Below are 22,448 nucleotides of genomic sequence, written 5' to 3' on the forward strand. Positions count from 1 at the left end.
GCCCTTCCCACCGGCGGGGCGAGGGGTCGGCGCCGTCCGCGTCATGCGGCGGCCTTCAGGACCGGCTGCTCCTGCGCCGCGTCGCGCAGGGCCTCGGGCCCCTTGCGGGCGGTGAAGGTCTGGAAGCTCTCGTCCTTGCTCTCGCGCAGGGCGAGATAGGTCTTGAGCAGGGCCTCGACGCGGGTCGGCGCGTCCTCGGCTTTCACGGCCTTCCAGATCTCGGTGCCGATCTTCGGGTTCTCGGCGAAGCCGCCGCCCACGACGATGTCGTAGCCCTCGACGGTGTCGCCTTCCTCCGAGACCACCACCTTGGCGCCGATCAGGCCGATATCGCCGATGTAATGCTGAGCGCAGCTGTGGTGGCAGCCGGTGAGGTGAACGTTCACCGGCACGTCGAGGCCCGGCACCGCCCGCTCGACATGGTCGGCGATGATCATCGCGTGGCCCTTGGTGTCGGAAGCGGCGAACTTACAGCCGCGCGCACCGGTGCAGGCGACGAGCCCGGAGCGGATGCCGGCGGCCTTCGTGGTGAGGCCGAGCGCTTCCACGCGGGCCTCGACCTCGGCGACCTTGTCGTCCGGCACACCCGAGAAGATGAAGTTCTGCCAGACCGTCATGCGGAACTGGCCGTCGCCGCACTCGGCCGCGACCCTCGCCAGCCCCCGCATCTGGTCGCTGGTCATCTTGCCCACGGGGAGAACCACGCCGACCCAGTTCAGACCGGGCTGCACCTGGGCGTGCACGCCCACATGACTGAAGCGGTCGGTCGGCCGGCGGGGCGCGACATGGGCGGCCTCGACCCGGTCGAGCTTGCGCCCCAGCTTCTCTTCGACGGCGGCGAGGTACTTGTCGAAGCCCCAGGCGTCGAGCACGTACTTCATCCGCGACTTGTTGCGGTTGGTGCGGTCGCCGTTCTCGATGAAAACCCGGATGATCGCATCCGCCACCTTGTTGCAATCCTCGGGCTTGAGGACGATTCCGGTGTCGCGGGCCAGATCCTTGTGACCCGAGATGCCGCCGAGCACGAGGCGCATCCAGACGCCCGGCGCGACCGCAGACCCCTCCAGCACTTCGATCGCCTGGAAGCCGATGTCGTTCGTCTCCTCCAGAGCCGGCGTCACGCCGCCGCCGTCGAAGGAGACGTTGAACTTGCGCGGCAGGCCATAGAGCGAGCGATCGTTGAGGATCCAGTTGTGCCAGGCCTTGGTAAGGGGCCGCGTGTCCAACAGCTCCTGCGCGTCGATGCCAGCCGCCGGCGAGCCGGTGACGTTGCGGATGTTGTCGGCGCCCGCACCCTGCGCCGTCAGGCCGAGATCGGTCAGCCCGTCGAGGAAGGGCTGTGCATGCTCGGGGGCGATCTCACGGACTTGCAGGCCCGCGCGGGTGGTGACGTGGCTGTAACCGCCGCCATGGGCGTCCGCGAGATCGGCGATTCCGGAGACCTGCCAGTGCTGGAGGATGCCGTTGGGCACCCGGATCCGGCACATGTAGGAGACCTGGTTCGGCGCGACCCAGAACATGCCGTGATAGCGCCAGCGGAAATTGTCCTCTGGTTTGGGCTGCTTGCCGGTGGCGGCCTCCGCCTTCAGGCGATTGTGCCCGTCGAACGGATTCTCGGCCCGCTTCCACTTCTCCTGGTCGCAGAGCTTACCGCCGCCCTTCACGGTGCGGTCCTGCGCCTTGATGTGGATCGCGTCCGGGCCGGTCGGCTCGGTGACGGTGGCGCCCTGAGGCTGCCCGATCGCCAGACCGCCGGTCATCCGGGCGGCGGCGATGCCCGAGGCGAAGCCTTCGAGATAGCGCTTCTGCTCGGCGTTGAAGTCGTCTTCCATCGCTGCCTCACTCACGCTGCGAGGGTTTTCGGGGCCGGGCCGAACATCAGATCGTCCCGGTCGTTCGGATCGAGCGGCGTGCGGTCGCGGATCAGTGCCTTGCAGCGCGCCTGCTCGGAGATGTCGCCGACGAAGACCGCGCCCGCGAGGCACCCGTCGGCGATGATCAGCTTGCGGTAGAGCCCGGCCGCCGCATCGTGCATCACGACCGCTTCCGCGCCCTCGGGGGTATCGACGATGCCGGCGGAGAAGACCGGCAGGCCCGACACCTTGAGGCTCGTGGCAAGCGACGTGCCGGGATAGGTCGCGGCCTCGCCGAGAAGGTGGCGCGCCAGCACGTCGGCCTGCTCGTAGGCCGGCTCGACGAGGCCGTAGACCATGCCGCGATGCTCGGCGCATTCGCCCAACGCGAAGACGTCGGGATCCGAGGTGGTCATGCGGTCGTCGACCGTGATGCCACGCCCGCAGGCGAGCCCGCAGGACTGCGCCAGGGCCGTCGAGGCCCGGATGCCCACCGACATCACGACGAGGTCGGCGGGGATCACGCTGCCGTCCTTCATGCGCAGACGCTCGACACGACCGTCGCCCTCGATGGCGGCGGTGTTGGCCGACAGCACCATCTTGACCCCGCGCGCCTCCATCGCGGTGCGCACGAGGCGGGCCGCGGCGTGGTCGAGCTGGCGCTCCATGACCCGGTCCATGACGTGGACCAGCGTGGTGTCGACGCCGAGCCGGGCGAGCCCGACGGCGGCCTCCAGCCCGAGCAGGCCGCCGCCGATGACGACGGCCTTCGCATGCTCCACGGCGGCCTTGCGGATCGCCGCGACATCGGAGAAATCGCGGAAGGTCAGCACCCCGGGGAGGTCGATGCCCGGCAGCGGCAACCGGATCGGCAGCGAGCCCACCGCCAGCACCAGCCGATCGTAGGGCAGGACATGGGCGGAGCCGACGACGGCCAGGCGGTTCGCCCGGTCGATCTCGGTGACGGGTGCCCCGGTGATGAGGCGCAGGCCGTGCTCCTCGTACCAGGGGAGGGGGCGGAAACCGCAGGCCGCCTCGTCCACCTCCCCGCCGAGCAGCGAGGACAGCAGGACCCGGTTGTAGGCCGCCACCGGCTCGGCGCCGACCACCGTCACGTCGAACCGCCCCGGCGCCCGCTCGGTCAGGCGCTCCAGGAAGCGCAGCGAGGCCATGCCGTTGCCGACGACGACGAGCCTTTCCTTCGGTTTTTGAGTTTTTGTCGGCATCGCGATGCTTTTTTGGATGTCCTGCCCTGGCCCTCATCCCGAGGTGCCGGAGAGAAGCGGAGGCCTCGAAGGAGGCCACCAGATCTCGCGGTGATCCCCGGAGCCCTCCTTCGAGGCCCGCCCGGAGGCGGGCATCTCAGGATGAGGGGACCGGGTCGGATGGGGCGCGGCTCAAGCCGCCATGGCCGGCTTGGCGTGGCGGGCGTAGAGGAATTCGAGCACCGCGGCGCGGGCATGGACGTAGGTGGTGTCCTCCACGAGATCGAGGCGGCGGCGGGGACGGGGCAGGGGCACCGGCAGGATCTCGCCGATGGTGGCCGAGGGACCATTCGTCATCATCACGATGCGGTCGGACAGGAGTACGGCCTCGTCCACGTCGTGGGTGATCATGATGACGGTGTTCCGTAGCCGCGTCTGGATCTCCATGAGCTGATCCTGGAGATGGGCGCGGGTCAGCGCGTCGAGCGCGCCGAACGGCTCGTCCATCAGGAGCACGGTCGGCTCCATGGCGAGCGCGCGGGCGATGCCGACGCGCTGCTTCATGCCGCCGGAGATCTCCGCCGGGCGCTTGTCGGCGGCGTGCATCATGTTCACCAGGGCGAGGTTGTGCTCGATCCACTCGGCCCGCTCCGTGCGGGACTTCTTGCCCTTGAGCACCTTGTCGACGGCGAGCGCCACGTTCTCGCGCACCGTCAGCCAGGGCAGAAGCGAGTGGTTCTGGAACACCACGGCGCGGTCGGGACCGGGGGCGTTCACTTCCTTGCCGTCGAGGAGAACGCCGCCGGTCGAGGCCTTGAGCAGGCCGGCGACGATGTTGAGCACCGTCGACTTGCCGCAGCCCGAATGGCCGATGATCGAGACGAACTCGCCCTTGGCGATGTCGAGGTTCACGTCGCGCAGCACTTCCGACGTCTTGCCGCCGCGGCGGAACGAGATGCCGACCTGGGAGAGGGAGAGATGGGCCATGGCGACGCTCCTCAGGCTGCACTGGTGCCGCGGGTGACGAGCACGCCGACGCCGGCGACCAGACGGTCGAGGACGAAGCCGATGAGCCCGACATAGACCAGGGCGACGATGATCTCGCTGATATGCGACGAGTTCCACGCGTCCCAGATGAAGAAGCCGATTCCGACGCCGCCGATCAGCATCTCGGCCGCGACGATGGCGAGCCAGGACAGACCGACGCCGATGCGAAGGCCGGTGAAGATGTACGGCGCCGCCGAAGGCAGCATGATCTTGTAGAAGAACTCGATCGGGTTCAGCCGGATGACCGCCGAAACGTTGCGGTAATCCTGCGGAATGTTGCGGATGCCGACCGCCGTGTTGATGATGATCGGCCAGATCGAGGTGATGAAGATCACGAAGATCGCGCTCGGCTGGCCGTCGCGGAAGGCGGCCAGCGAGAGCGGGAGCCATGCCAGCGGCGGGATCGTGCGCAGCACTTGGAAGATCGGGTCGAGGCCGCGCATCGCCCATTCGGACTGGCCGACCAGGGTGCCGAGCAGCACGCCCGCGATCACCGCCAGCGAGAAGCCCAGAGCCACGCGCTGGAGACTGGCCGAGATGTGCCAGAAGAGGCCCTTATCGGTGCCGCCGTTGTCGTAGAACGGATTGACGATGATGTCCCAGGCTTCCGTGACCACCCGGGAGGGCGGCGGCAGGCCGGCGGTGGGGGAGGAGCACAGCACCTCCCAGAGAAGCAGGAAGCCCGCGAGCACGACGAGCGGCGGTACGATGCGGGCCGCGACCCCGCGAACGCTCGCCATGGTGACGAGCGGCGTGCGGGCCTTGGTGGCGGCCCGCGCGCGCGAAGCGGTGGAGAGGGTTGCTCCGGTGGCCATCACGCGACCTTCTTGATGCCGAGACTGGAGAGGTAGGCGGCGGGGTTCGCCGGATCGAAGACCTTGCCGTCGAACATCGTCTCGACGCCGCGGGAGGTGGAGGTCGGGATGCTCGCGACGCCGAGCGCCTTGGCGGCCTCGCGCCACAGATCCTCGCGGTTGACCTTGCCGACCAGCGCCTTGGTGTCGGTGGTCGGATCGAACTTGCCCCAGCGGATGTCCTCCGTGAGGAACCACAGGTCGTGGGACTGGTAGGGGTAGGACGCGTTGTCGGCCCAGAACTTCATCGTGAAGGGGCTGTTCTCGACGACCTTGCCGGTGCCGTAATCGAACTTGCCCTTCATGCGGTCGATGACGTCGGCCACCGGCACGTTGATCCATTGGCGCTTGGCAACGATGGCGGCGAGCTCGTCACGGTTCTCCGGCTTCTCGCACCATTGCTGGGCCTCCATCACCGCCATCAGCAGGGCCTTGGCGGCGTTGGGATACTTGTCGACCCAGGCCGCGCGCATGGCGAAAGCCTTCTCGGGATGGTCCTTCCAGAGTTCGCCCGTGGTGACGGCGGTGTAGCCGATGCCCTGGTGGATGAGTTGCTCGTTCCACGGCTCGCAGACGCAGAAGCAGTCCATCGTGCCGACCTTCATGTTCGCCACCATCTGCGGCGGCGGCACCACGATGGTCTCGATGTCCTTGTCGGGGTCGATGCCGCCGGCCGCGAGCCAGTAGCGGATCCAGAGATCGTGCGTGCCGCCGGGGAAGGTCATCGCGGCCTTCACCGCCTTGCCGGAGGCCTTCTTGGCCTCCAGGGCGACTTTGAACGGCTTGGTGTCGAGGCCGATCTTCTGGTCGATGTATTCCTTGGAGATCGAGATGCACTGACCGTTCAGGTTCAGGCGGGCCATGATGTACATCGGCACCGGGACGTTGTTCTGCGTCACGCGGCCGGCGGAGATCAGGTAGGGCATCGGCGTCAGGATATGCGCGCCGTCGATGCCGTTGCCCTCCGAGCCCAGCACGAGATTGTCGCGGGTGGTGCCCCAGGAGGCCTGCTTGAGCACCTCGGTGTCCGGCATGCCGTACTTGGCGAAGATGCCCTTCTCCTTGGCCACGAAGAGCGGCGCCGCGTCGGTCAGCGCGATGAAGCCGAGCTTGGCGCCCTTCACCTCCGGCCCCGCGCCCTGCGCGAAGGCACCACCCGGAAGCGCCGCGCGGGCCGCACCGGCGAGCGCCAGCGCGGCGGCCGCGCCCTTGATGATACCGCGGCGGGTCGTGTTGCCGTGATCGATCGTCATCCGCTTCCTTGTCCCCAGCGCGCCCTCGGCGCATGAAAAAAGCCGCCGTCCGGGATCGCCTGCGCGATCGAATCGTCGCGTGCGAAAAATCCGGATCAGCGGCTCTGCTGATGGTCGGGCCCATCGCCTTTGACGGGACCATGCGGGAGGACTTGCAGGGACCGTGCCAAGCGGGCCGGAGGCCTGTTCACAAGTCTCATGACGCGAGGCGGCCGTTGACGTGGCAACCGGGTTTTCCCGTTTCCCCGCACCCGCCTAGGAGGTCCGCACGATGCGATCGACACGGAGACCTGCGCCACGCCGATCGCGTGGGAGTGAAGCCTCACGCAAGGCTCCACTCAATTGCTCAGTTTAGAGGCATTCAATTTGCGCTGCATAAAATGCAGGCGTTTGAGAGCGAGGCACCGAGGGGCTCGGCAGCCTACGGGACAAGGCGCAGAACTCCGCGCGTGCAAAAATCGTCAGATGCCGGTCGCCGCGTCGAACAGATCCGGCCGATAGAGTGCGGCCGCGCGTTCGGCCAGACCGCTTTCCGGCGCCTGTCCGCTGGCCCCCATCTGCGCCGCGAACCAGCGGGCATGGTCGGGGTTCGGTCGATGAACCGCCGCGTCGAGGCGCAGATAGTCGGGCGCGGTCCGCACGGTGCCGGCCGCGTCGAGGATCATGGTGCCGCCGAGGGTGCGGGCGAGGAGGGCCTGATCGGGACCGAGGCCGGCCCGATCGGCGAGGAGAGCGGCCAGAGCCGGGCGGTTCTCCGGGTCGGCACACCATAGCCCGGCCCGGTGGACGGCACGGATCAAAGCGGGGGCGAAGTCCGCATCCCGCGCAGGTAGGGCGAGCACCTTCTCCGGGCAGTCGGGAGCGATCTCGCAGCCGAGCGCGGCGATACGACCGAGGCCGGCGGCGACCGCGATGGCGTTCCAGGGCGCGCCGACGCAGAAGCCGTCGATCAGGCCTCGGCGCAGGGCATCGATCGTATCGGGCGGCGGCACCACGACGACGCGAACATGGTCGTCGAGATCGAGCCCGCCGGCCTGCGCGAACAGGCGAAGCTGATACGAATGCGAGGAGTAGGGATGGACCGTGCCGAGCGTCAGCGGCCGCCCTTCCGCGGCGCGGGCACGGGCCACCGCCGCGAAGGCCGTGGCCACTTCGGCGAGCGCGTCACGCTTCGGCGCCATCTCGGCCCAGAGCGCGTTGGAAACGGTCACCGCGTTGCCGTTGAGGTTGAGCGCCATCGGCACGCAGAGATCCGCCTGCGGCCCCGACAGCCCGAGCGCGCTCGCGAGCGCCAGCGGCCCCAGCATGTGCGCGGCGTCGAGATGGCCCAGAGCCAGCCGGTCGCGGAGCGTCGCCCAGGACGGCTCGCGCGACAATTCGAAATCGAGTCCCTCGTCCCGCGCGAAGCCGAGTTCCGCGGCGGCAACCACGGGAGCGGCGTCCGCCAGCGGGACGTATCCGATCGTCAGCGTCATCCGAGCAGGTCCGCGGCGGTGACGATGGCGCGGGCGATGTCGACGATCTTGCGCTTCTCGTTCATGGCCTGCCGCCGCAGCAGCTTGTACGCCTCGTCCTCGCTCAGGGATTTCCGTGCCATGAGGATCCCCTTGGCACGTTCGATCAGCTTGCGATCGGCCAGTTCGGAGCGTGCCTCCTCCAGTTCCCGCTGGAGCCGGGCGAAGGCGTTGAAGCGCAGGATCGCGATGTCGAGGATCGAGCGGATGCGGTCGGTCCGCAGGCCGTCGACCACGTAGGCCGAGATGCCGGCATCGACGGCGGCCTGCATCATGGTCTGGTCGGAGCGGTCGACGAACATCGCCACCGGCCGCTCCGCCTGCCGGGACAGGCCGGACATCTGCTCCAGAACGTCCCGGCTCGGGCTTTCGAGATGGATCACGATCACGTCGGGCTTGAGCGCCGCGACGCGGGCCTGAAGGCCCGGCCCGTCGGGGATCACCGCGACGGAATCGACCCCCGAGGCACGCAGGCCTTCTTCCAGGATCGCCGCGCGGGCGGGGCTCGGGTCGATCACGGCGACGGTGAGGCTGGTCTCGGTCATCGAGGCCCGGTTCTGAGGAGTCCGGTGGTCGGTGGGGGGCCGGACCGGGCAGGCAAGCCACATGCCCGCCACCGCAAAATCCGCGCGATTCCGTAACAGATCCGAAAAGCGGCGGCCCCGCTTCTGCCGCAAACCGGGCAGAACACTGAAGCCACACGCGATGTCATCGGGAGGGCTCATGCGCACCGTCGATCCGCTCCGTCAACCGGAGGGAACCGCGACGCATCGCTCGGTGGTGCCGCCCTTCCTGCCGACGCTCGGGCTCGCCCTGGTCGCCGGCCTGCTGTCCCTCGTTTGCCGCGAGCCGACAGAGGCGACCAAGGCCGCGCCGGAGCGTCCGCCGGTGATGTCGCTCGCGCCGGGTCTCTCGACCTTCGATCCGGGCCGGGCGCTGCTGACCGCCGAACTCGATCCGGTACCGGCGAGCGAAGCCTTCGCGCGCCTGACGCCGCTGGTCACCGGCAGCATCGAGCCGGCCACCCGCCCGGCGCGCTTCGCCAATACCAACCGAGCCGAGCGCCGCAAGGCACCGCCGAGCCGGATCGCCGTGAGCCATCCTCCCGCCGGCCAGCCCGTTGCCGCGACGCAGACGGCGACCAAAACCGTCGCAACGCCGGTGCCGTCGCCCTTCGCGGAGGCCGAGACCGAGAACAGCCGCTTCCTGCCCCGCGGCGCGCTGCCCTTCGCCGACACGGCGGACGCCGTGCTCGATACCGCCCGCGGCCTCGGTGACCGCGTCACGACCCTCGGCAGCTCGGTCAGCACGCTCGTGACGGCTCTGCGCTGACCGCATCCCGGCCCGCCAGTCGGGCCGGTTTGTCGCATTTGCTCGCCTCGACGCCTTGCGAAGCGGAAAGCTCGCGCCACTTCGCCGGACGAGGCGCGACGGCGCCCGCAGCGAGACCCCGGCCCGCATCCCCCCGTGCCGTCCGGCTCGAAGGACCGGACGGAGATCTGAGAATGGCGGGACGAATCGAGGATTACGCCCTGATCGGCGATGGGCGCACGGCGGCCCTGGTCGGGCGGGACGGCAGCATCGACTGGCTGTGCATGCCCCGCTTCGACGCGTCGGCCCTGTTCGCGAGTCTGCTCGGAACCGAGGAGCACGGCTTCTGGAAGCTCGCCCCGGTCGCCGAGAACGTCGAGCATTCCTGGCGCTACCGTTCCGGCTCCCTGGTCCTGGAGACGACTCATAGGACCCGCGAAGGCGAGGTCCGGGTGACCGACTTCATGCCGGTCGGCGACGGCTCCCATGTCATCCGCCTCGTCGAGGGTGTGCGTGGGCGGATGGCCATGCGCATGGATCTCGCCGTGCGCTTCGATTACGGCTCGGCGGTCCCCTGGGTGTCGCGCAGCGAACTCGGGGACCTTCGCGCCATCTCCGGCCCGCACAAGGTGGTCCTGCGCACCAACGCGCCTCTGCGCGGTTCATCGCACCAGACCACGGTCTCCGAATTCACGGTCTACAAGGGCGACGCGATCCGCTTCGTGATGAGCTACGGCGCCTCGCACGAGGAGGATCCGCCGCCGATCGAGCCGCGGCGCTGGCTCGACGACACCAACCGGTTCTGGCGCGACTGGTCGGACCGCTGCACGCTCCAGACGCCGTGGAACGACATCTTCCGGCGCTCGCTGCTGACGTTGAAGGCCCTGATCTACCGGCCCACGGGCGGGATCGTGGCCGCGCCCACCACCTCGCTGCCCGAGGATCTCGGCGGGGTGCGCAACTGGGATTACCGCTTCTGCTGGCTGCGCGATTCGACTTTCACGCTGCTCGCGCTGATGGATTCGGGCTATATCGACGAGGCCCGCGCGTGGCGCGATTGGCTGACCCGGGCGGTCGCCGGCAACCCGGAACAGGCGCATATCCTCTACGGCATCGGGGGCGAGCGGCTGTTGCCGGAGATCGAGCTCGACTGGCTCCCGGGCTATGAAGGCTCGAAGCCGGTGCGCGTCGGCAATGCCGCCATCGCCCAGTTCCAACTCGACGTCTACGGCGAGCTGTTCGACGCGCTGTTCCAGGCCCGGTCCCGCGGCATGTCCGACGACAAGGAGGGCCGGCGGGTCGGCCAAGCGCTCATCAAGCATCTGGAGCGGGTCTGGCGCGAGCCCGACGAGGGCATCTGGGAGGTGCGCGGGGGGCGGCGTCACTTCGTTCATTCGAAGGTGATGGCCTGGGTCGCCTTCGACCGGGCGGTGCGCAGCGTCGAGACCTTCCGCAAGGACGATCCCACCGCCGCCGAGCTTCCCGTGAACCATTGGCGGGCGATCCGCGACGAGATCCATGCCGAGGTCTGCGAGCACGGCTTCGATCGGGAGCTGAACAGCTTCGTTCAGAGCTACGGCAGCAAGGCGCTCGACGCGAGCCTGCTGCTCATCGCCCATATGGGCTTCCTGCCGCAGGACGATCCGCGGGTGATCGGCACCGTCGCGGCGGTCGAGAAGCATCTGATGCGCGAGGGTTTCATCCTGCGCTACGAGACGGAAGGGCAGGAGGCCGACGGTCTGCCGGGCAACGAGGGCGCCTTCCTGCCCTGCAGTTTCTGGTATGCCGACAACCTGATCGGCCTCGGCCGCTGCGAGGAGGCCCACGCCCTGATCGAGCGGCTCATCGGCATCTGCAACGACCTCGGATTGGTCTCCGAGGAGTATGACGTGCGCGCCAAACGCCAGGTGGGCAACTTCCCCCAAGCGTTCACACATGTTGCACTCGTCAACACGATCCTCAATTACAGCCGCGCGATCGGTCCTTCAAAGGAACGGGGCAGCGGCACGGACCATTCCGAGTCGAGGGCAGGCGAATCCATCGCGGCGCAATAGGCGCATCCACGCCTCCGTGGCCGATGGAAGCGAGAGAGACGGTAAGACTGATGAGCGGTGCAGATACGAGCCCCAAGGCGGCCCTGAGCGAGGGCGACAAGCTCGCGATCGACACGATCCGGACGCTGGCCATCGATGCGGTGCAGAAGGCCAATTCCGGGCATGCCGGCGCGCCGATGGCGCTGGCGCCCGTGGCCTACACCCTGTGGAACCGGTATCTGCGCTACGATCCGGCCAATCCGCACTGGCCGAACCGCGACCGGTTCGTGCTCTCGGCGGGCCACGCCTCGATGCTGCTCTACGCGCTGCTGCATCTGGCGCGGGTCGCGGAGGGCAATGGCGCCAACGCCCCGGCCGTCTCCCTAGACGACATCAAGAAATTTCGGCAGCTCGACAGCCGCACGCCGGGCCACCCCGAATACCACTTCACCACCGGCGTCGAGACCACGACCGGCCCCCTCGGCCAGGGCGTGGCCAACTCGGTGGGCATGGCGATCGGTGCCCGCTTCAAGGGTGAGCGCCTGAACCGGCCCGACCTGCCGCTGTTCGACTACAATGTCTACGCCATCTGCTCGGACGGCGACCTGATGGAGGGCGTCAGCCAGGAGGCCGCCTCGATCGCCGGCCATCTGCGCCTCTCCAACCTGTGCTGGATCTACGACAACAACACCATCACCATCGAGGGCCATACCGAGCTGGCCTTCTCGGAGGAGGTCGCGACCCGCTTCCTGGCCTATGGCTGGCAGGTGCTGCGGGTGGCCGACGCCAACGACACCCACGCCATCGCCTCGGCGCTGGAGACCTTCCTCCAATCGAGCGACCGCCCGACGCTGATCGTCGTCAATTCGATCATCGGCTACGGCGCGCCGAAGAAGCAGAACACCTCCAAGGCCCACTCGGACGCCTTGGGCGAGGACGAGGTGAAGGGCGCCAAGCGCGCCTATGGCTGGCCGGAAGACGCGCAGTTCCTCGTGCCGGACGGCGTCTACGACACCTTCGCGGACGGCATCGGCAAGCGGGGCGCGGCTCTGTTCGCGCAGTGGCAGGGCTTCTTCGACGCCGCCAAGGCCGCCGATCCCGAGCATGCCGAGGAACTTTCGGCCCTCCTCGAAGGCCGCCTGCCCGAGGGATGGGACCGGGACATTCCGGTGTTCGAGGCCGATGCCAAGGGCCTCGCGACCCGCGAATCCTCCGGCAAGGTCCTGAACGCCATCGCCCAGCACGTGCCGTTCGTGCTCGGCGGCTCGGCGGATCTCGCTCCCTCCAACAAGTCGAACCTCACCTTCGAGGGAGCGGGCTCGCTGACCCCGTTCGAGCCGGGCGGGCGCAACATCCATTTCGGCGTGCGCGAGCATGCCATGGGCTCGATCGTCAACGGGCTCGGCCTCGTGGGGTTGAGGGCCTACGGCGCGACCTTCCTGGTCTTCGCCGACTACATGCGCCCGCCGATCCGGCTCGCCTCGCTGATGGAGCTGCCGGTCTTCCACATCTTCACCCACGACTCGATCGGCGTCGGCGAGGACGGGCCGACCCACCAACCGGTGGAGCAATTGCTCTCCCTGCGCTGCATTCCCGGCCTCGTGACCCTGCGCCCGGCCGACGCCAACGAGGTGGCGGAAGCCTACCGGGTGATCTTCTCGCTGAAGAATCAGCCCGCGGTGCTGGCGCTCTCGCGCCAGCCGCTGCCGACCCTCGACCGCACGAAATATGCCCCGGCTTCCGGCACCGCGAAGGGCGCCTACGTGCTCGCCGATTGCGACGGCACCCCGGACGTCATCCTGATCGGCACCGGCTCGGAAGTGCAGCTCTGCGTCTCCGCCTACGAGACGCTGAAGAGCGAGGGGGTGAAGGCCCGGGTCGTCTCGATGCCGTCCTGGGACCTGTTCGAGCGACAGGACGAAGCCTATCGCGACAGCGTGCTGCCGCCGGACGTGCTGGCGCGCGTGGCGGTAGAGCAGGGCAGCGTGATCGGCTGGGACCGCTATGCCGGCTCCGCGGGCGCCATCGTCGGCATGCACACCTTCGGCGCTTCGGCCCCGATCAAGGATCTGCTCGGCAAGTTCGGCTTCACGGCCGAGAAGGTGATCGAGGCTGCCCGGGCCCAGGCGAAGCGCCACAAGAAGTAGCCCGTCACGGCAACAGCATCCCCTCTCCCCGCAGGCGGGGAGAGGGCTTCGGCGAACGCGTTGTCGCCGAAGCGAGGCGGAAGGCTGAGTGTGAAGGGCCTGTCCGACGGAGCCTCGTCCCTTCAGGCCGCCTCACGACCGTTCCGGCCATGCCTCTGCTTCCGGCGTGGACGACGAGGTCCATGCGGCCTCTCCCCGCCTGTGGGGAGAGGGAGGGAAGGGGCCTCAGCTTGCCTTGGTCTTGCGCGCCGTCGCCTTGGCGGGAGCCTTAGCGGCGGCCGGTTTCGCGGCGGTCTTGCGCGCCGCCGGCTTCTTCGTCTTGGGCGCGGCCTCGGCCGAATCCGCCGCCTTGGCCGTCCGGCTCCGCGCCGCACTCTTGCGGACGGGCTTCTTGCCGCCGCCCGCGGCGCGCTTGGCCTCGATCAGTTCGATCGCCTGCGCGAGCGTCAGGCTCTCGGCCGCGACCGATTTCGGCAGCGTGGCGTTGACCGAACCGTCGCTGACATAGGGCCCGTACTTCCCGGCCTTGACCACGAGGTCGAGGCCGCCGGGATCCTTGCCGACGACACGCCCCGGATCGGCCGCGGCCCGGCCGCCGCGCCCGCCCCCCTGCTCCTTGGCGACGATGAGGTCGATGGCGCGGTTGGCGCCGACCTCCAGCACATCGTCGTCCTTGCCGAGATTCGCGTAGGTCTTCCCGTGCTGCACGTAGGGGCCGTAGCGGCCGATATTGGCCAGGATCGGCTCGCCGGTCTCGGGATGCCGGGCCACCTCGCGCGGCAGCGACAAGAGCCTGAGGGCGATGTCGAGGGTCACGGAGCCGGGCGTCATGCCCTTGGCCAGCGAGGAGCGCTTGGGCTTCTCCGCCCCCTTCTCGGACGAGGCCTCGCCGAGTTGCACGAACGGGCCGAACCGACCGTCCCGCAGGCTCACCGGCAGGCCGGTGGCCGGATCCTCGCCGAGCACCCGCACGCCCGGCTGGCCGCCCTCCATGGATGAACCATCCCCCTCGCCCTCGACCGCGGAGGCCGAGAGTTGGCGGGTGTACTTGCATTCGGGATAGTTCGAGCAGCCGATGAAGGCGCCGAACTTGCCGAGCTTGAGCGAGAGTTGGCCCGAGCCGCAGGTCGGGCAGGTGCGCGGATCGGAGCCGTCGCCCTTGTCGGGGAAGATGTGCGGGCCGAGGAGCCCATTGAGGGCCTCCAGCACTTCCGCGACGCGCAATTCCTTCGTGCCGCCGATGGCGGCGGAGAAGTCGCGCCAGAAATCCCGTAGCACCGTCCGCCAGTCGATCTCGGCATTCGAGACCCGGTCGAGCTGTTCCTCGAGGCTCGCGGTGAAATCGTACTCGACGTAGCGCTTGAAGAAGCTCTCGAGGAAGCCGGTGACGAGTCGGCCCTTGTCCTCCGGCTGGAGGCGCTTCTTCTCGATCTTGACGTATTCGCGGTCGCGCAGGGTCTGCAGCACCGCCGCATAGGTCGAGGGGCGGCCGATGCCGAGTTCTTCCATCCGCTTGACGAGGCTTGCCTCGGAGTAGCGCGGCGGCGGCTCGGTGAAGTGCTGGGTCGAGGCGATGCGCTCGCGCTTGAGCGGGTCGCCGCTCCGCATCGCGGGCAAGCGCTTGCCGTCCTCGTCCTCCTCGTCGTCCTTGCCCTCCTGATAGAGCGCGAGGAAGCCGTCGAAGGTCACGACCTGGCCGGTGGCGCGCAGATCGAGGCGGCGCGGCCCGACCTGGGCGGCGATGTCGACAGTGGTGCGCTCGAACTCGGCCGATTCCATCTGGCTCGCCACCGTGCGGGTCCAGATCAGTTCGTAGAGCTTGGCCTGCTCCGGCTCGAGGAAGCGAGCCACCTGCTTGGGCAACCGTCCCATATCGGTCGGGCGCACGGCCTCGTGGGCCTCCTGCGCGTTCTTGGCCTTCACCGTGTATTTCCGCGGCGCATTCGGGACGTAGTTGTCGCCGAATTCACGGCCGATCACCCGGCGGGCATCCTGGATCGCCTCCGGCGCCATGTCGACGCCGTCGGTTCGCATATAGGTGATGATGCCGACCGTCTCGCCGCCGACATCCACGCCCTCGTAGAGCTTCTGGGCGACCCGCATGGTCTGGGCCGGCGCCATCCCGAGTTTGCGGGAGGCCTCCTGCTGCAGCGTCGAGGTGGTGAAGGGGGGCTGCGGATGGCGCTTGGCCGGCTTGGCCTCGACGCTGGAGACCTGGAAGGTCGCCAGTTCGAGATCGCGCTTGAAGGCCGCCGCCTCCTCGCCGTTGCCGATATCGAGACGCTGGATGCGCTTGCCGTCGGCCCCGACGAGTCGGGCCTCGAACACGCCGCCGCCCTCGGTCGCGAGCGTCGCCACGATGGACCAGTACTCGCGCGGCTTGAAGCGCTCGATCTCCATCTCGCGCTCGACCACGAGGCGCAGGGCCACCGATTGGACGCGGCCGGCCGATTTCGCGCCGGGAAGCTTGCGCCACAGCACGGGGGAGAGGTTGAAGCCGACGAGGTAGTCCAGCGCTCGGCGGGCGAGATAGGCATCGACCAGGGCCTGATCGATCTCGCGGGGCTTGCGCATCGCCGCGTCGACCGAGGCCTTGGTGATGGCGTTGAAGGTCACCCGCTCGACGGGAATCCCCTTCAAGGCCTTCTTGGCCGAGAGCGCCTCGATGACGTGCCAGGAGATCGCCTCGCCCTCGCGATCCGGGTCGGTCGCCAGGATGAGCTTCTCGGCTCCCTTCACGGCGCGGGCGATCTCGCTGACCCGTTTCGAGCCGCGATCCTCCAACTCCCAGATCATGGCGAAGTCGGCCTCGGGATCGACCGAGCCATCCTTGGCCGGCAGGTCGCGGATGTGACCGAAGGAGGCGAGAACCTCGTAGTCGCTCCCCAGATATTTGTTGATCGTCTTGGCCTTGGCCGGCGACTCGACGACGACGACTTTCATGAACCTCTGCCTCTCGCCAGAGCCTCACCGCGGGGACGGTTGTGGGGATCAAGCGCCGACCGGACATCCGTCGACGGCCGGGGCTCGCGCCGCGCAGAAGTGGGTGAGCGGCGGCGGGTTGTCAAATCGGGCCGAACGGCTCCGCTCGACGGCCACACCGGCACTCGGCCGGTCTGCGCGGTAGCCCGCGATCCCGCAGAACGACCCGAACGCGCCTCCTCGGCGCACGAATACAATTCTCGACGAGGTAACCAAAATGATCGCACGCAATCGAATGATTGTTGCGACATAGATCTGAGCAAAAAATTTCCTCTTCCGTCGGATTAAATTTCGAGTATCTATGATGCTCAAGCGATTCGGCCGTCAGTGCTTTGCCAAATCTGCGGCTTCGCGAATGTATTCGCGAAGAGGGCTGAATTTTTGCCGGAACGCGGCAATCGGTCCATCGCGTCTTCGACGTCATCGTTGAGTGCTGCGTCCGCCCGAGCGGATTGTCGGCTCGGATGAACAGGCCGGGAGCGCATCCCCCGGTCTTCATCCTGCGTAAAGCGCCGACGGCCTGACCGCCGGCCCATGCGTCGCGTTCGGCCGACCCCGCACATTCGGTGCTCCGAATGCCATGGCGGCCGCCTATCCGTCGGACACCGATCGGGACAAGAACTGGGACGAACCCGCGCGGTCCCCCCAGTCAGTCTCGGTGTATTCGGCCAGTAACTCCAGCACGTAACACCGAAACGTCACTCCAATAAGGGACGCGACACATGCGCAATCTCGGTCTGTTTGCGACGGCCTTCATCGTCGCCACGGGGGCCTTCTGGCTCACCATGCTGACGATCCCGCCGACCACGGAGGCCGCCCCCCACGGCAACCTCGACATCAAAGCCCTGACCGTGAAAGCAAATCCGCCGATGGCCCTGGGCTACGACGCGAACTGAGATCGATCAGCCCGGTGGCCCGGGCTGATCCTCAGATGCCCGCGTACCACTCGTAGCCGCGGTCCTCCCAATAACCGCCACCGCCTTCGCCGATGCCCTTGAGGCTGTCCCGCACCTCGATGCGCATGACATACTTGGCCTGCTTGTAGCCGAGCTGACGTTCGACCCTGAGGCGTAACGGCGCACCGTTCGAAACGGGCAGCGCCTTGCCGTTCAGGTCGTAGGCCAGAATCGTCTGCGGATGGTAGGCATCGGTCAGGTCGATGCTCTCGTAGTAGCGGATCGGCGTGCCCGTCGGTTCGTCGGCATCCGGCGCCTCGGCCCCGGCCGCCTTCGAATCGCTGGCTTGGTTCTCGTCGCCCTCGGCGCGGGCGGTCATGCCGGGATTGGCGTTCTCGCTCTCGCCGCTCATCGAATATTCCATCGTGTCGGCGCAGTGGAAGACGATGTAGCGCGCCTCCGGCTTCAGGCCGGCACGCTTGAGCACCTCGGCCAGCGGCACCCCGGTCCATTTGCCGATGGCGCTCCAGCCCTCCACGCAATCGTGCCGCGTAGTCTGGGTCCGGGCCGGCAAGGCGCGCAGATCGGCCAGGGACAGATCCTGCGGGGTCTCGACGAGGCCGTCGACGCGCAGCTTCCAGTTCCCGAAATTCTGTGCGGCCAGGCTTTTGTAATCCCGGTCCTGCGGATCCACCGTGCCGTTCGGCTTGAACCAGGGCGAGATTTCGGAATCCGGAAATTCCTTGGCGAGCGAGGCGGGCGTCAGCAGCAGGCGCTGGACGAAGAGGTTGGCGTCCTCCCCGAGCCGCAGGGTCTGGCGGCCGGTCGGCGTCACGGCGAAGCGGTCGCAACCGCCGAGCGCCGAGACGCCGAGGAGGCCCGCGGCGGCGGAGAGGAAGCCGCGACGGTGGGGGGCGGGAAGGCGCAGGCGGGGCTTCATCGGATCTGTTCCGGACCGGCGGGCAGCTTGCGGCGCTCGATGACGTACCAGCCGGTCAGCATGCTGCGCATGTTGTTCCAGACGCCGGAGGCGAGCACGAGCAGGACGTGGACGATCACGAACAGCACGAGGAGATTCGTGACGATGAAGTGGATCGTGCGCGCCGATTGCCGGCCACCGAACAGATCCGGGAGCGGCACCACGGCATTGACGCCCGGCGACATCGAGAGCCCGGTGACCAGCATCAGCGGCAGCAGGATCAGCACCACGACGAAGTAGGTGAGCTTCTGCAGCACGTTGTAGCGCTTGGCCTCGTCACCCTCGGGGAAGTGGAGCGTCAGGTGCTCGCGGATCGAGGATCCGAAACCGCGCATCTGATCACCGTCCGGGATCAGCCGCCGCCGCAATTGTCCGGTGCCGATGCCGTAGATCAGGTAGATCAGGCCGTTGATGACGAAGGCCCAGGCGAACAGGAAGTGCCAGCGTCGCCCAGTGGCCAGATCCTGATGCGCCGGCAGGGTCATCCAGGCCGGGAAGGCGCGCCCCGTGGCCTCGCCGTTGAACGTCGACAGGCCGAGCCAGCCGCTCGTGTCGAAGGACTTCCCGGCGACGTAGGTAACGCCGCGGGCCGAGCCGTCGTCGCGCTGGTCGTCGGTGATCGCGACGAACGGCGTGTCGAATGTCGAGGCCGCCCCCCAATACAGGGCCGGATGAGCATTGAAGATCTGCAAGCCGCTCATCAGCAGGATGGCGAGGCAGACGACGTTGATCCAGTGTGCGAACCGGATCACCAGCGGATGGCGGAACATCCAGCGACGACGCACCGTCTCGACGACGTCATCTTTCGCGAGCGCTGATCCTGCGGCCACGGCGAAGCGTCCTTTCCCCCAACTCACACGACAACGCCCGCCCGGTCGAACCGGACGGGCGTCAAGACGCTAACCCAACGCGCGGCGCGGGGCGACGAGACTACATGCCGCCCTGGCCGCTCATCCCGCCCTGCGAATCCATGCCGGAGTTCATGCGGCGGGACTTCATCATCTTCTTGCTCTTCATGGGCTTCTTCATCTTCTTGGAGCTGCGCTTCATCGGGCGCTGCTCCTGGCCCATGTCGTCACCCATCTGGCCCTGCTGCATCTGGCCGCCCATGCTCGGGTCCATCCCGGCGCCGGGCTGCATGCCCTGCGCGAAGGCTCCCGACGACAGGCCGAGACCCAGCGAGAGGGCACCGGCCGTGAGGAGAAGTCGAGCGTTCATGGCATTCCTTTCGTTGCGGCGGGCGGGGTGACTGCGCACCGAGAGAGCGAGGTCCCCGCGTCGCCCACGGACAGGCAGGCAACCGCCCGAGGCCTGAAACGTTCAAATTTTTCCCGTTCACGGCCTCGCGAGCATCAATAAATTCTCTCTGTCGCGGCGGGATTGGTTGAATGGTTTCATGCGTGCGGCCGCGGGGGCAGGGTGCGCCGCTCTTCGTTCCGGCAGCGCCCGGACCAGCCGATGCCTTGCCGGGGGCGGCGCTCGCACCTATAGGCTCGGCCGAAGCCGGAACCACTGCATGACCGCCGAGACCGCCCCCGCCTTCCCGCACCGGCACCTGCTCGGCATCGAGGGTTTGAGCCGTCCGGACATCGAAGCCTTGCTCGCCCGCGCCGACGACGCGGTCGCTCTGTCGCGGCAGGTCGAGAAGAAGCGCACCACCCTGCGCGGCCGGACTCAGATCAACCTGTTCTTCGAGCCCTCGACGCGCACGCAATCCTCGTTCGAGCTCGCCGGCAAGCGGCTCGGCGCCGACGTGATGAACATGTCGGTCGCCTCCTCCTCGGTGAAGAAGGGCGAGACGCTGATCGACACCGCGGCGACGCTCAACGCCATGCGGCCCGACATCATCGTGGTTCGCCATCACGCCGCGGGCGCCGTGCATCTCCTGGCCCGAAAGGTCGATTGCGCGGTGGTGAATGCGGGCGACGGCGCCCACGAGCATCCGACCCAGGCGCTCCTCGACGCGCTGACGATCCGCCGCAACAAGGGCGGCATCGAGGGGCTGACCGTGGCGATCTGCGGCGACGTCCTGCACTCGCGCGTAGCCCGCTCGAACATCATCTTGCTCCAGGCCCTCGGAGCGCGGGTGCGGGTGATCGGCCCCTCCACGCTGCTGCCGACCGGCATCGAGCGCTTCGGCGTTTCGGTGTTCACCAATATGCGCGAGGGGCTGAAGGGCTGCGACATCGTCATGATGCTGCGCCTCCAGCGCGAGCGCATGAACGGCTCCTTCGTCCCCTCGGTGAAGGAGTATTTCCGGTATTACGGCTTGGACGGGGAGAAGCTCGCCTTGGCGAAGCCCGATGCCCTCGTCATGCATCCCGGGCCCATGAACCGCGGTGTGGAAATTTCATCCGAAATCGCCGACGGCGCGCAATCGCTGATCCGCGAGCAGGTCGAGATGGGCGTCGCGGTGCGCATGGCCGTGCTCGAAGCGCTGGCGACGCATCTGCCGAACGGCTGATCCCGGTCACCCGCGACCGTCAGGGCAGCCGAAGCGGTTCCGGATTTCACCCGCATTCGAGGCCGCCCGGCCGAGTCGCCGTGAGAGACGAGTCTCAGACCGGCCGGCCGCAGCCTGTCCACGCGCTTCAGGTGATCACGTGACCGGGCGTGATCGTCTCTTGGACAGGAATTCCAGGAGGGCGATAGCGGGCGGCATTGGCCGCACCGGCCACCAGGATTTCGGCCGCCAGGATCAGCATCAGCACGTGGTGACGGCGCAACCGGCTCTGCGGCGCGGCGCGGGGCGTCTCCAGCAGCGGCGGATGAGTCACGGCACGTCTCCGGCTTAGTTAACGAAGCCTTAACATCGTTGGCCGCGCAATGCTCCCGGTCTCCGCACTCGACCGTGGGGATGGTTAACGACGGCGGTGGACAAGTCGCCCGCCCGCGGCCTAAGCCGGCCTGCCCGAGCGCCGGAGGCTTCGACGATGTGGGACAGCGTGTTCCCGGGGCTGCGCCCCGGCCTCAGGTCGACCGACGCGGATCTCGCCCGGGCCGAGACCGAACTCGGTTTCGCCCTGCCGGCGAGCTACCGGAGCTTCGCGCGCGAATGCGGCGCCGGGCGGATCGGCGGCCACCTCCGGCTGTTCACCCCCGTGCCGGTGGAGGCAGGCGACCTCGTCGCGCGTGCCCACCTCATCGCCCACGGCATCGCGCTCGCTCTCGACGGCCTGCGCGGCGGCGGCGACGGCGAGCCCCACCGCTTCACCGTGGAGGGGGATGCCGATGCAAGCCTGATGGAGCGGGCCTGCTTCTTCGGCGAGACGGCGCGGGGCGACTTCCTGTTCTTCGACGTGACGCCGGGTTTTCCGGAATACGACATCTGGGTGCTGAACGCCGATCTGGAGACCGTGCATTTCGGCGGCGCCGACCTGCCCACCCTCGTGCGCGGGCTCCAGGGCCTCGAAGTGCTCCATATCCTCGGCGAGGGGGCAGGTCCGTTGCCGGCGACCTTCGAGGGCGACGACGCGGCGGCCCTCGAACAGCTCGGAGCCGCTCAGGCGTGAACCGGGACGAGATCGCCGCCTTCGCCGAGGCCTCCGCCGGGCAACCGCGCCTGATCGGGCTCGATCTCGGCACCAAGACCATCGGGGTCGCCCTGTCGGATGTCGGCCGCCGGATCGGCTCGCCCCTGGAGACGATCCGGCGGGTCAAGTTCACGCCGGACGCGCAGCGCCTCGCCACGCTCTGCGCACATCACGGGGTCGGCGGATTGGTGATCGGCCTGCCCCTCAACATGGACGGCACGGAAGGGCCCCGCGCCCAGTCGAGCCGGAGCTTCGCGCGGAATCTGAAGCCGATCCTGCCCCTGCCGGTGCTCTTCTTCGACGAGCGGCTCTCCACCGCCGCCGTCACCCGCACCTTGCTCGAGGCCGATGCCTCGCGGGCGCGCCGGGGCGAGCTCGTGGACAAGCTCGCCGCCGCCTACATTCTTCAGGCTTGCCTGGACGTGATGGGCGGTCTGGCGCCCCAGGACGGGTTCGACGACGAGGCGGAGTGATCCGCGCCGTCGCCCGGATGGGCCGCGCGGGTCTCTCAGTGTACTTCGAGCCCGTGCCTTCAGCCCCGCTGCAGCACCCGCCGCGCACCGTAGCCGGCGGCGGCCCACAGGAAGGCCGAGACCGTGCGGACCGGGAAGAAGGTCGGCATGTCGGCGGCGACCGGCGCCGGCCAGGGCAGACCGACCTTGGTCACGACCCAGGCGAACAGAACAGAGATCGCCAGCGCGGCGATGGCAGCGATGAACACCTTCCCGAACTGATCGGCCTTCCAGCCGAGGACGACCGCGACCGCGATCAGCACAGGGTCGAAGCCGGCGAGGATCCAGACCGAGACGGGATAGACGGGGACGACGGGGGGACCGTTCAT

The 22,448-nt window shown here is 68.2% G+C and carries 20 protein-coding genes; 7 read left to right on the forward strand and 13 right to left on the reverse strand.

Going from position 1 to position 22,448, the window contains the following annotated elements:
* Positions 1-41: 41 nt before the first annotated feature.
* The 7 genes from OWC43_RS17755 to OWC43_RS17785 form a co-directional block, all read right to left on the reverse strand.
* The gene (locus OWC43_RS17755) at positions 42-1,832 is read right to left on the reverse strand and encodes a NirA family protein (protein WP_393958586.1); all 1,791 of its coding nucleotides are present in this window, start codon (positions 1,830-1,832) and stop codon (positions 42-44) included.
* 11 nt (positions 1,833-1,843) lie between these two features.
* A complete protein-coding gene (locus tag OWC43_RS17760) occupies positions 1,844-3,079 on the reverse strand; it encodes an NAD(P)/FAD-dependent oxidoreductase (protein WP_393957637.1) in 1,236 nt (411 codons plus the stop codon).
* Between the two features lie 171 nt (positions 3,080-3,250).
* Positions 3,251-4,045: an ABC transporter ATP-binding protein gene (locus tag OWC43_RS17765; RefSeq protein WP_137827685.1), complete on the reverse strand. Its 795-nt coding sequence runs from the start codon at positions 4,043-4,045 to the stop codon at positions 3,251-3,253.
* Between the two features lie 11 nt (positions 4,046-4,056).
* On the reverse strand, positions 4,057-4,920 hold the full coding sequence (ntrB, locus tag OWC43_RS17770; protein WP_393957638.1) for a nitrate ABC transporter permease: 864 nt from the start codon (positions 4,918-4,920) through the stop codon (positions 4,057-4,059).
* Positions 4,920-6,212: a CmpA/NrtA family ABC transporter substrate-binding protein gene (locus OWC43_RS17775; protein ID WP_393957639.1), complete on the reverse strand. Its 1,293-nt coding sequence runs from the start codon at positions 6,210-6,212 to the stop codon at positions 4,920-4,922. Before OWC43_RS17775 ends, ntrB begins: the two co-directional genes overlap by 1 nt.
* A 461-nt stretch (positions 6,213-6,673) precedes the next feature.
* Positions 6,674-7,687 (reverse strand): CmpA/NrtA family ABC transporter substrate-binding protein, encoded by a 1,014-nt coding sequence (locus tag OWC43_RS17780; RefSeq protein WP_393957640.1) that lies wholly within the window; start codon positions 7,685-7,687, stop codon positions 6,674-6,676.
* On the reverse strand, positions 7,684-8,271 hold the full coding sequence (locus OWC43_RS17785; protein WP_137827681.1) for an ANTAR domain-containing response regulator: 588 nt from the start codon (positions 8,269-8,271) through the stop codon (positions 7,684-7,686). The genes OWC43_RS17780 and OWC43_RS17785 overlap by 4 nt, the downstream gene beginning before the upstream one ends.
* Before the next feature lie 178 nt (positions 8,272-8,449).
* On the opposite strand from OWC43_RS17785, the gene OWC43_RS17790 reads away from it, so the two are divergent.
* The 3 genes from OWC43_RS17790 (at position 8,450) to tkt (ending at position 13,217) form a co-directional block, all read left to right on the forward strand.
* A complete protein-coding gene (locus OWC43_RS17790) occupies positions 8,450-9,058 on the forward strand; it encodes a hypothetical protein (RefSeq protein WP_393957641.1) in 609 nt (202 codons plus the stop codon).
* Positions 9,059-9,231: 173 nt separating this feature from the next.
* Positions 9,232-11,091, forward strand: coding sequence for a glycoside hydrolase family 15 protein (locus OWC43_RS17795; protein ID WP_393957642.1), 1,860 nt, complete (start codon positions 9,232-9,234; stop codon positions 11,089-11,091).
* Between the two features lie 50 nt (positions 11,092-11,141).
* Positions 11,142-13,217 carry a transketolase gene (gene tkt, locus OWC43_RS17800; protein ID WP_393957643.1) on the forward strand — a complete coding sequence of 692 codons (2,076 nt, stop codon included), beginning with the start codon at positions 11,142-11,144 and terminating at the stop codon, positions 13,215-13,217.
* 225 nt (positions 13,218-13,442) lie between these two features.
* Here the strand turns inward: tkt and topA are convergent, their stop codons facing one another.
* Positions 13,443-16,160 (reverse strand): type I DNA topoisomerase, encoded by a 2,718-nt coding sequence (topA, locus tag OWC43_RS17805; RefSeq protein ID WP_393957644.1) that lies wholly within the window; start codon positions 16,158-16,160, stop codon positions 13,443-13,445.
* A 761-nt stretch (positions 16,161-16,921) separates the two neighbouring features.
* On the opposite strand from topA, the gene OWC43_RS17810 reads away from it, so the two are divergent.
* Complete coding sequence (locus OWC43_RS17810) at positions 16,922-17,095, forward strand: hypothetical protein (protein ID WP_171015381.1); 174 nt, start codon at positions 16,922-16,924, stop codon at positions 17,093-17,095.
* A gap of 31 nt (positions 17,096-17,126) precedes the next feature.
* Here the strand turns inward: OWC43_RS17810 and OWC43_RS17815 are convergent, their stop codons facing one another.
* The 3 genes from OWC43_RS17815 to OWC43_RS17825 form a co-directional block, all read right to left on the reverse strand.
* Complete coding sequence (locus OWC43_RS17815) at positions 17,127-18,035, reverse strand: molybdopterin-dependent oxidoreductase (protein WP_393957645.1); 909 nt, start codon at positions 18,033-18,035, stop codon at positions 17,127-17,129.
* On the reverse strand, positions 18,032-18,904 hold the full coding sequence (locus OWC43_RS17820) for a cytochrome b/b6 domain-containing protein (RefSeq protein WP_393957646.1): 873 nt from the start codon (positions 18,902-18,904) through the stop codon (positions 18,032-18,034). Before OWC43_RS17820 ends, OWC43_RS17815 begins: the two co-directional genes overlap by 4 nt.
* Positions 18,905-19,004: 100 nt before the next feature.
* Positions 19,005-19,292, reverse strand: coding sequence for a hypothetical protein (locus OWC43_RS17825; RefSeq protein WP_137827674.1), 288 nt, complete (start codon positions 19,290-19,292; stop codon positions 19,005-19,007).
* A 298-nt stretch (positions 19,293-19,590) separates the two neighbouring features.
* Here OWC43_RS17825 and OWC43_RS17830 point away from each other — a divergent pair, with 298 nt between their 5' ends.
* Positions 19,591-20,538 carry an aspartate carbamoyltransferase catalytic subunit gene (locus OWC43_RS17830; protein WP_238307972.1) on the forward strand — a complete coding sequence of 316 codons (948 nt, stop codon included), beginning with the start codon at positions 19,591-19,593 and terminating at the stop codon, positions 20,536-20,538.
* Positions 20,539-20,665: 127 nt separating this feature from the next.
* On the opposite strand, the gene OWC43_RS17835 is transcribed toward OWC43_RS17830, so the two are convergent.
* On the reverse strand, positions 20,666-20,851 hold the full coding sequence (locus tag OWC43_RS17835; RefSeq protein WP_137827672.1) for a hypothetical protein: 186 nt from the start codon (positions 20,849-20,851) through the stop codon (positions 20,666-20,668).
* Positions 20,852-21,007: 156 nt separating this feature from the next.
* Here OWC43_RS17835 and OWC43_RS17840 point away from each other — a divergent pair, with 156 nt between their 5' ends.
* Entirely contained in the window at positions 21,008-21,586 is a 579-nt protein-coding gene (locus OWC43_RS17840) for an SMI1/KNR4 family protein (protein WP_393957647.1), read from the forward strand.
* Positions 21,583-22,080: a Holliday junction resolvase RuvX gene (ruvX, locus tag OWC43_RS17845; protein ID WP_393957648.1), complete on the forward strand. Its 498-nt coding sequence runs from the start codon at positions 21,583-21,585 to the stop codon at positions 22,078-22,080. Before OWC43_RS17840 ends, ruvX begins: the two co-directional genes overlap by 4 nt.
* A 59-nt stretch (positions 22,081-22,139) precedes the next feature.
* On the opposite strand, the gene OWC43_RS17850 is transcribed toward ruvX, so the two are convergent.
* Positions 22,140-22,448 carry a hypothetical protein gene (locus OWC43_RS17850; RefSeq protein WP_393957649.1) on the reverse strand — a complete coding sequence of 103 codons (309 nt, stop codon included), beginning with the start codon at positions 22,446-22,448 and terminating at the stop codon, positions 22,140-22,142.

The sequence above is a fragment of the Methylorubrum sp. POS3 genome (assembly GCF_043352485.1).
Taxonomy (GTDB): Bacteria; Pseudomonadota; Alphaproteobacteria; order Rhizobiales; family Beijerinckiaceae; genus Methylobacterium; species Methylobacterium suomiense.

Excerpts from the sequence above, each read along its gene's own strand:
- OWC43_RS17830 (WP_238307972.1), top strand. The coding sequence starts at position 19,591 with ATGACCGCCGAGACCGCCCCCGCCTTCCCGCACCGGCACCTGCTCGGC.
- OWC43_RS17790 (WP_393957641.1), top strand. The coding sequence starts at position 8,450 with ATGCGCACCGTCGATCCGCTCCGTCAACCGGAGGGAACCGCGACGCAT.
- OWC43_RS17840 (WP_393957647.1), top strand. The coding sequence starts at position 21,008 with ATGTGGGACAGCGTGTTCCCGGGGCTGCGCCCCGGCCTCAGGTCGACC.
- OWC43_RS17780 (WP_393957640.1), bottom strand. The coding sequence starts at position 7,687 with ATGACGCTGACGATCGGATACGTCCCGCTGGCGGACGCCGCTCCCGTG.
- OWC43_RS17785 (WP_137827681.1), bottom strand. The coding sequence starts at position 8,271 with ATGACCGAGACCAGCCTCACCGTCGCCGTGATCGACCCGAGCCCCGCC.
- OWC43_RS17815 (WP_393957645.1), bottom strand. The coding sequence starts at position 18,035 with ATGAAGCCCCGCCTGCGCCTTCCCGCCCCCCACCGTCGCGGCTTCCTC.
- OWC43_RS17765 (WP_137827685.1), bottom strand. The coding sequence starts at position 4,045 with ATGGCCCATCTCTCCCTCTCCCAGGTCGGCATCTCGTTCCGCCGCGGC.
- topA (WP_393957644.1), bottom strand. The coding sequence starts at position 16,160 with ATGAAAGTCGTCGTCGTCGAGTCGCCGGCCAAGGCCAAGACGATCAAC.
- OWC43_RS17760 (WP_393957637.1), bottom strand. The coding sequence starts at position 3,079 with ATGCCGACAAAAACTCAAAAACCGAAGGAAAGGCTCGTCGTCGTCGGC.
- OWC43_RS17825 (WP_137827674.1), bottom strand. The coding sequence starts at position 19,292 with ATGAACGCTCGACTTCTCCTCACGGCCGGTGCCCTCTCGCTGGGTCTC.
- OWC43_RS17775 (WP_393957639.1), bottom strand. The coding sequence starts at position 6,212 with ATGACGATCGATCACGGCAACACGACCCGCCGCGGTATCATCAAGGGC.
- OWC43_RS17850 (WP_393957649.1), bottom strand. The coding sequence starts at position 22,448 with ATGAACGGTCCCCCCGTCGTCCCCGTCTATCCCGTCTCGGTCTGGATC.
- tkt (WP_393957643.1), top strand. The coding sequence starts at position 11,142 with ATGAGCGGTGCAGATACGAGCCCCAAGGCGGCCCTGAGCGAGGGCGAC.
- OWC43_RS17755 (WP_393958586.1), bottom strand. The coding sequence starts at position 1,832 with ATGGAAGACGACTTCAACGCCGAGCAGAAGCGCTATCTCGAAGGCTTC.
- OWC43_RS17810 (WP_171015381.1), top strand. The coding sequence starts at position 16,922 with ATGCGCAATCTCGGTCTGTTTGCGACGGCCTTCATCGTCGCCACGGGG.
- ntrB (WP_393957638.1), bottom strand. The coding sequence starts at position 4,920 with ATGGCCACCGGAGCAACCCTCTCCACCGCTTCGCGCGCGCGGGCCGCC.
- OWC43_RS17795 (WP_393957642.1), top strand. The coding sequence starts at position 9,232 with ATGGCGGGACGAATCGAGGATTACGCCCTGATCGGCGATGGGCGCACG.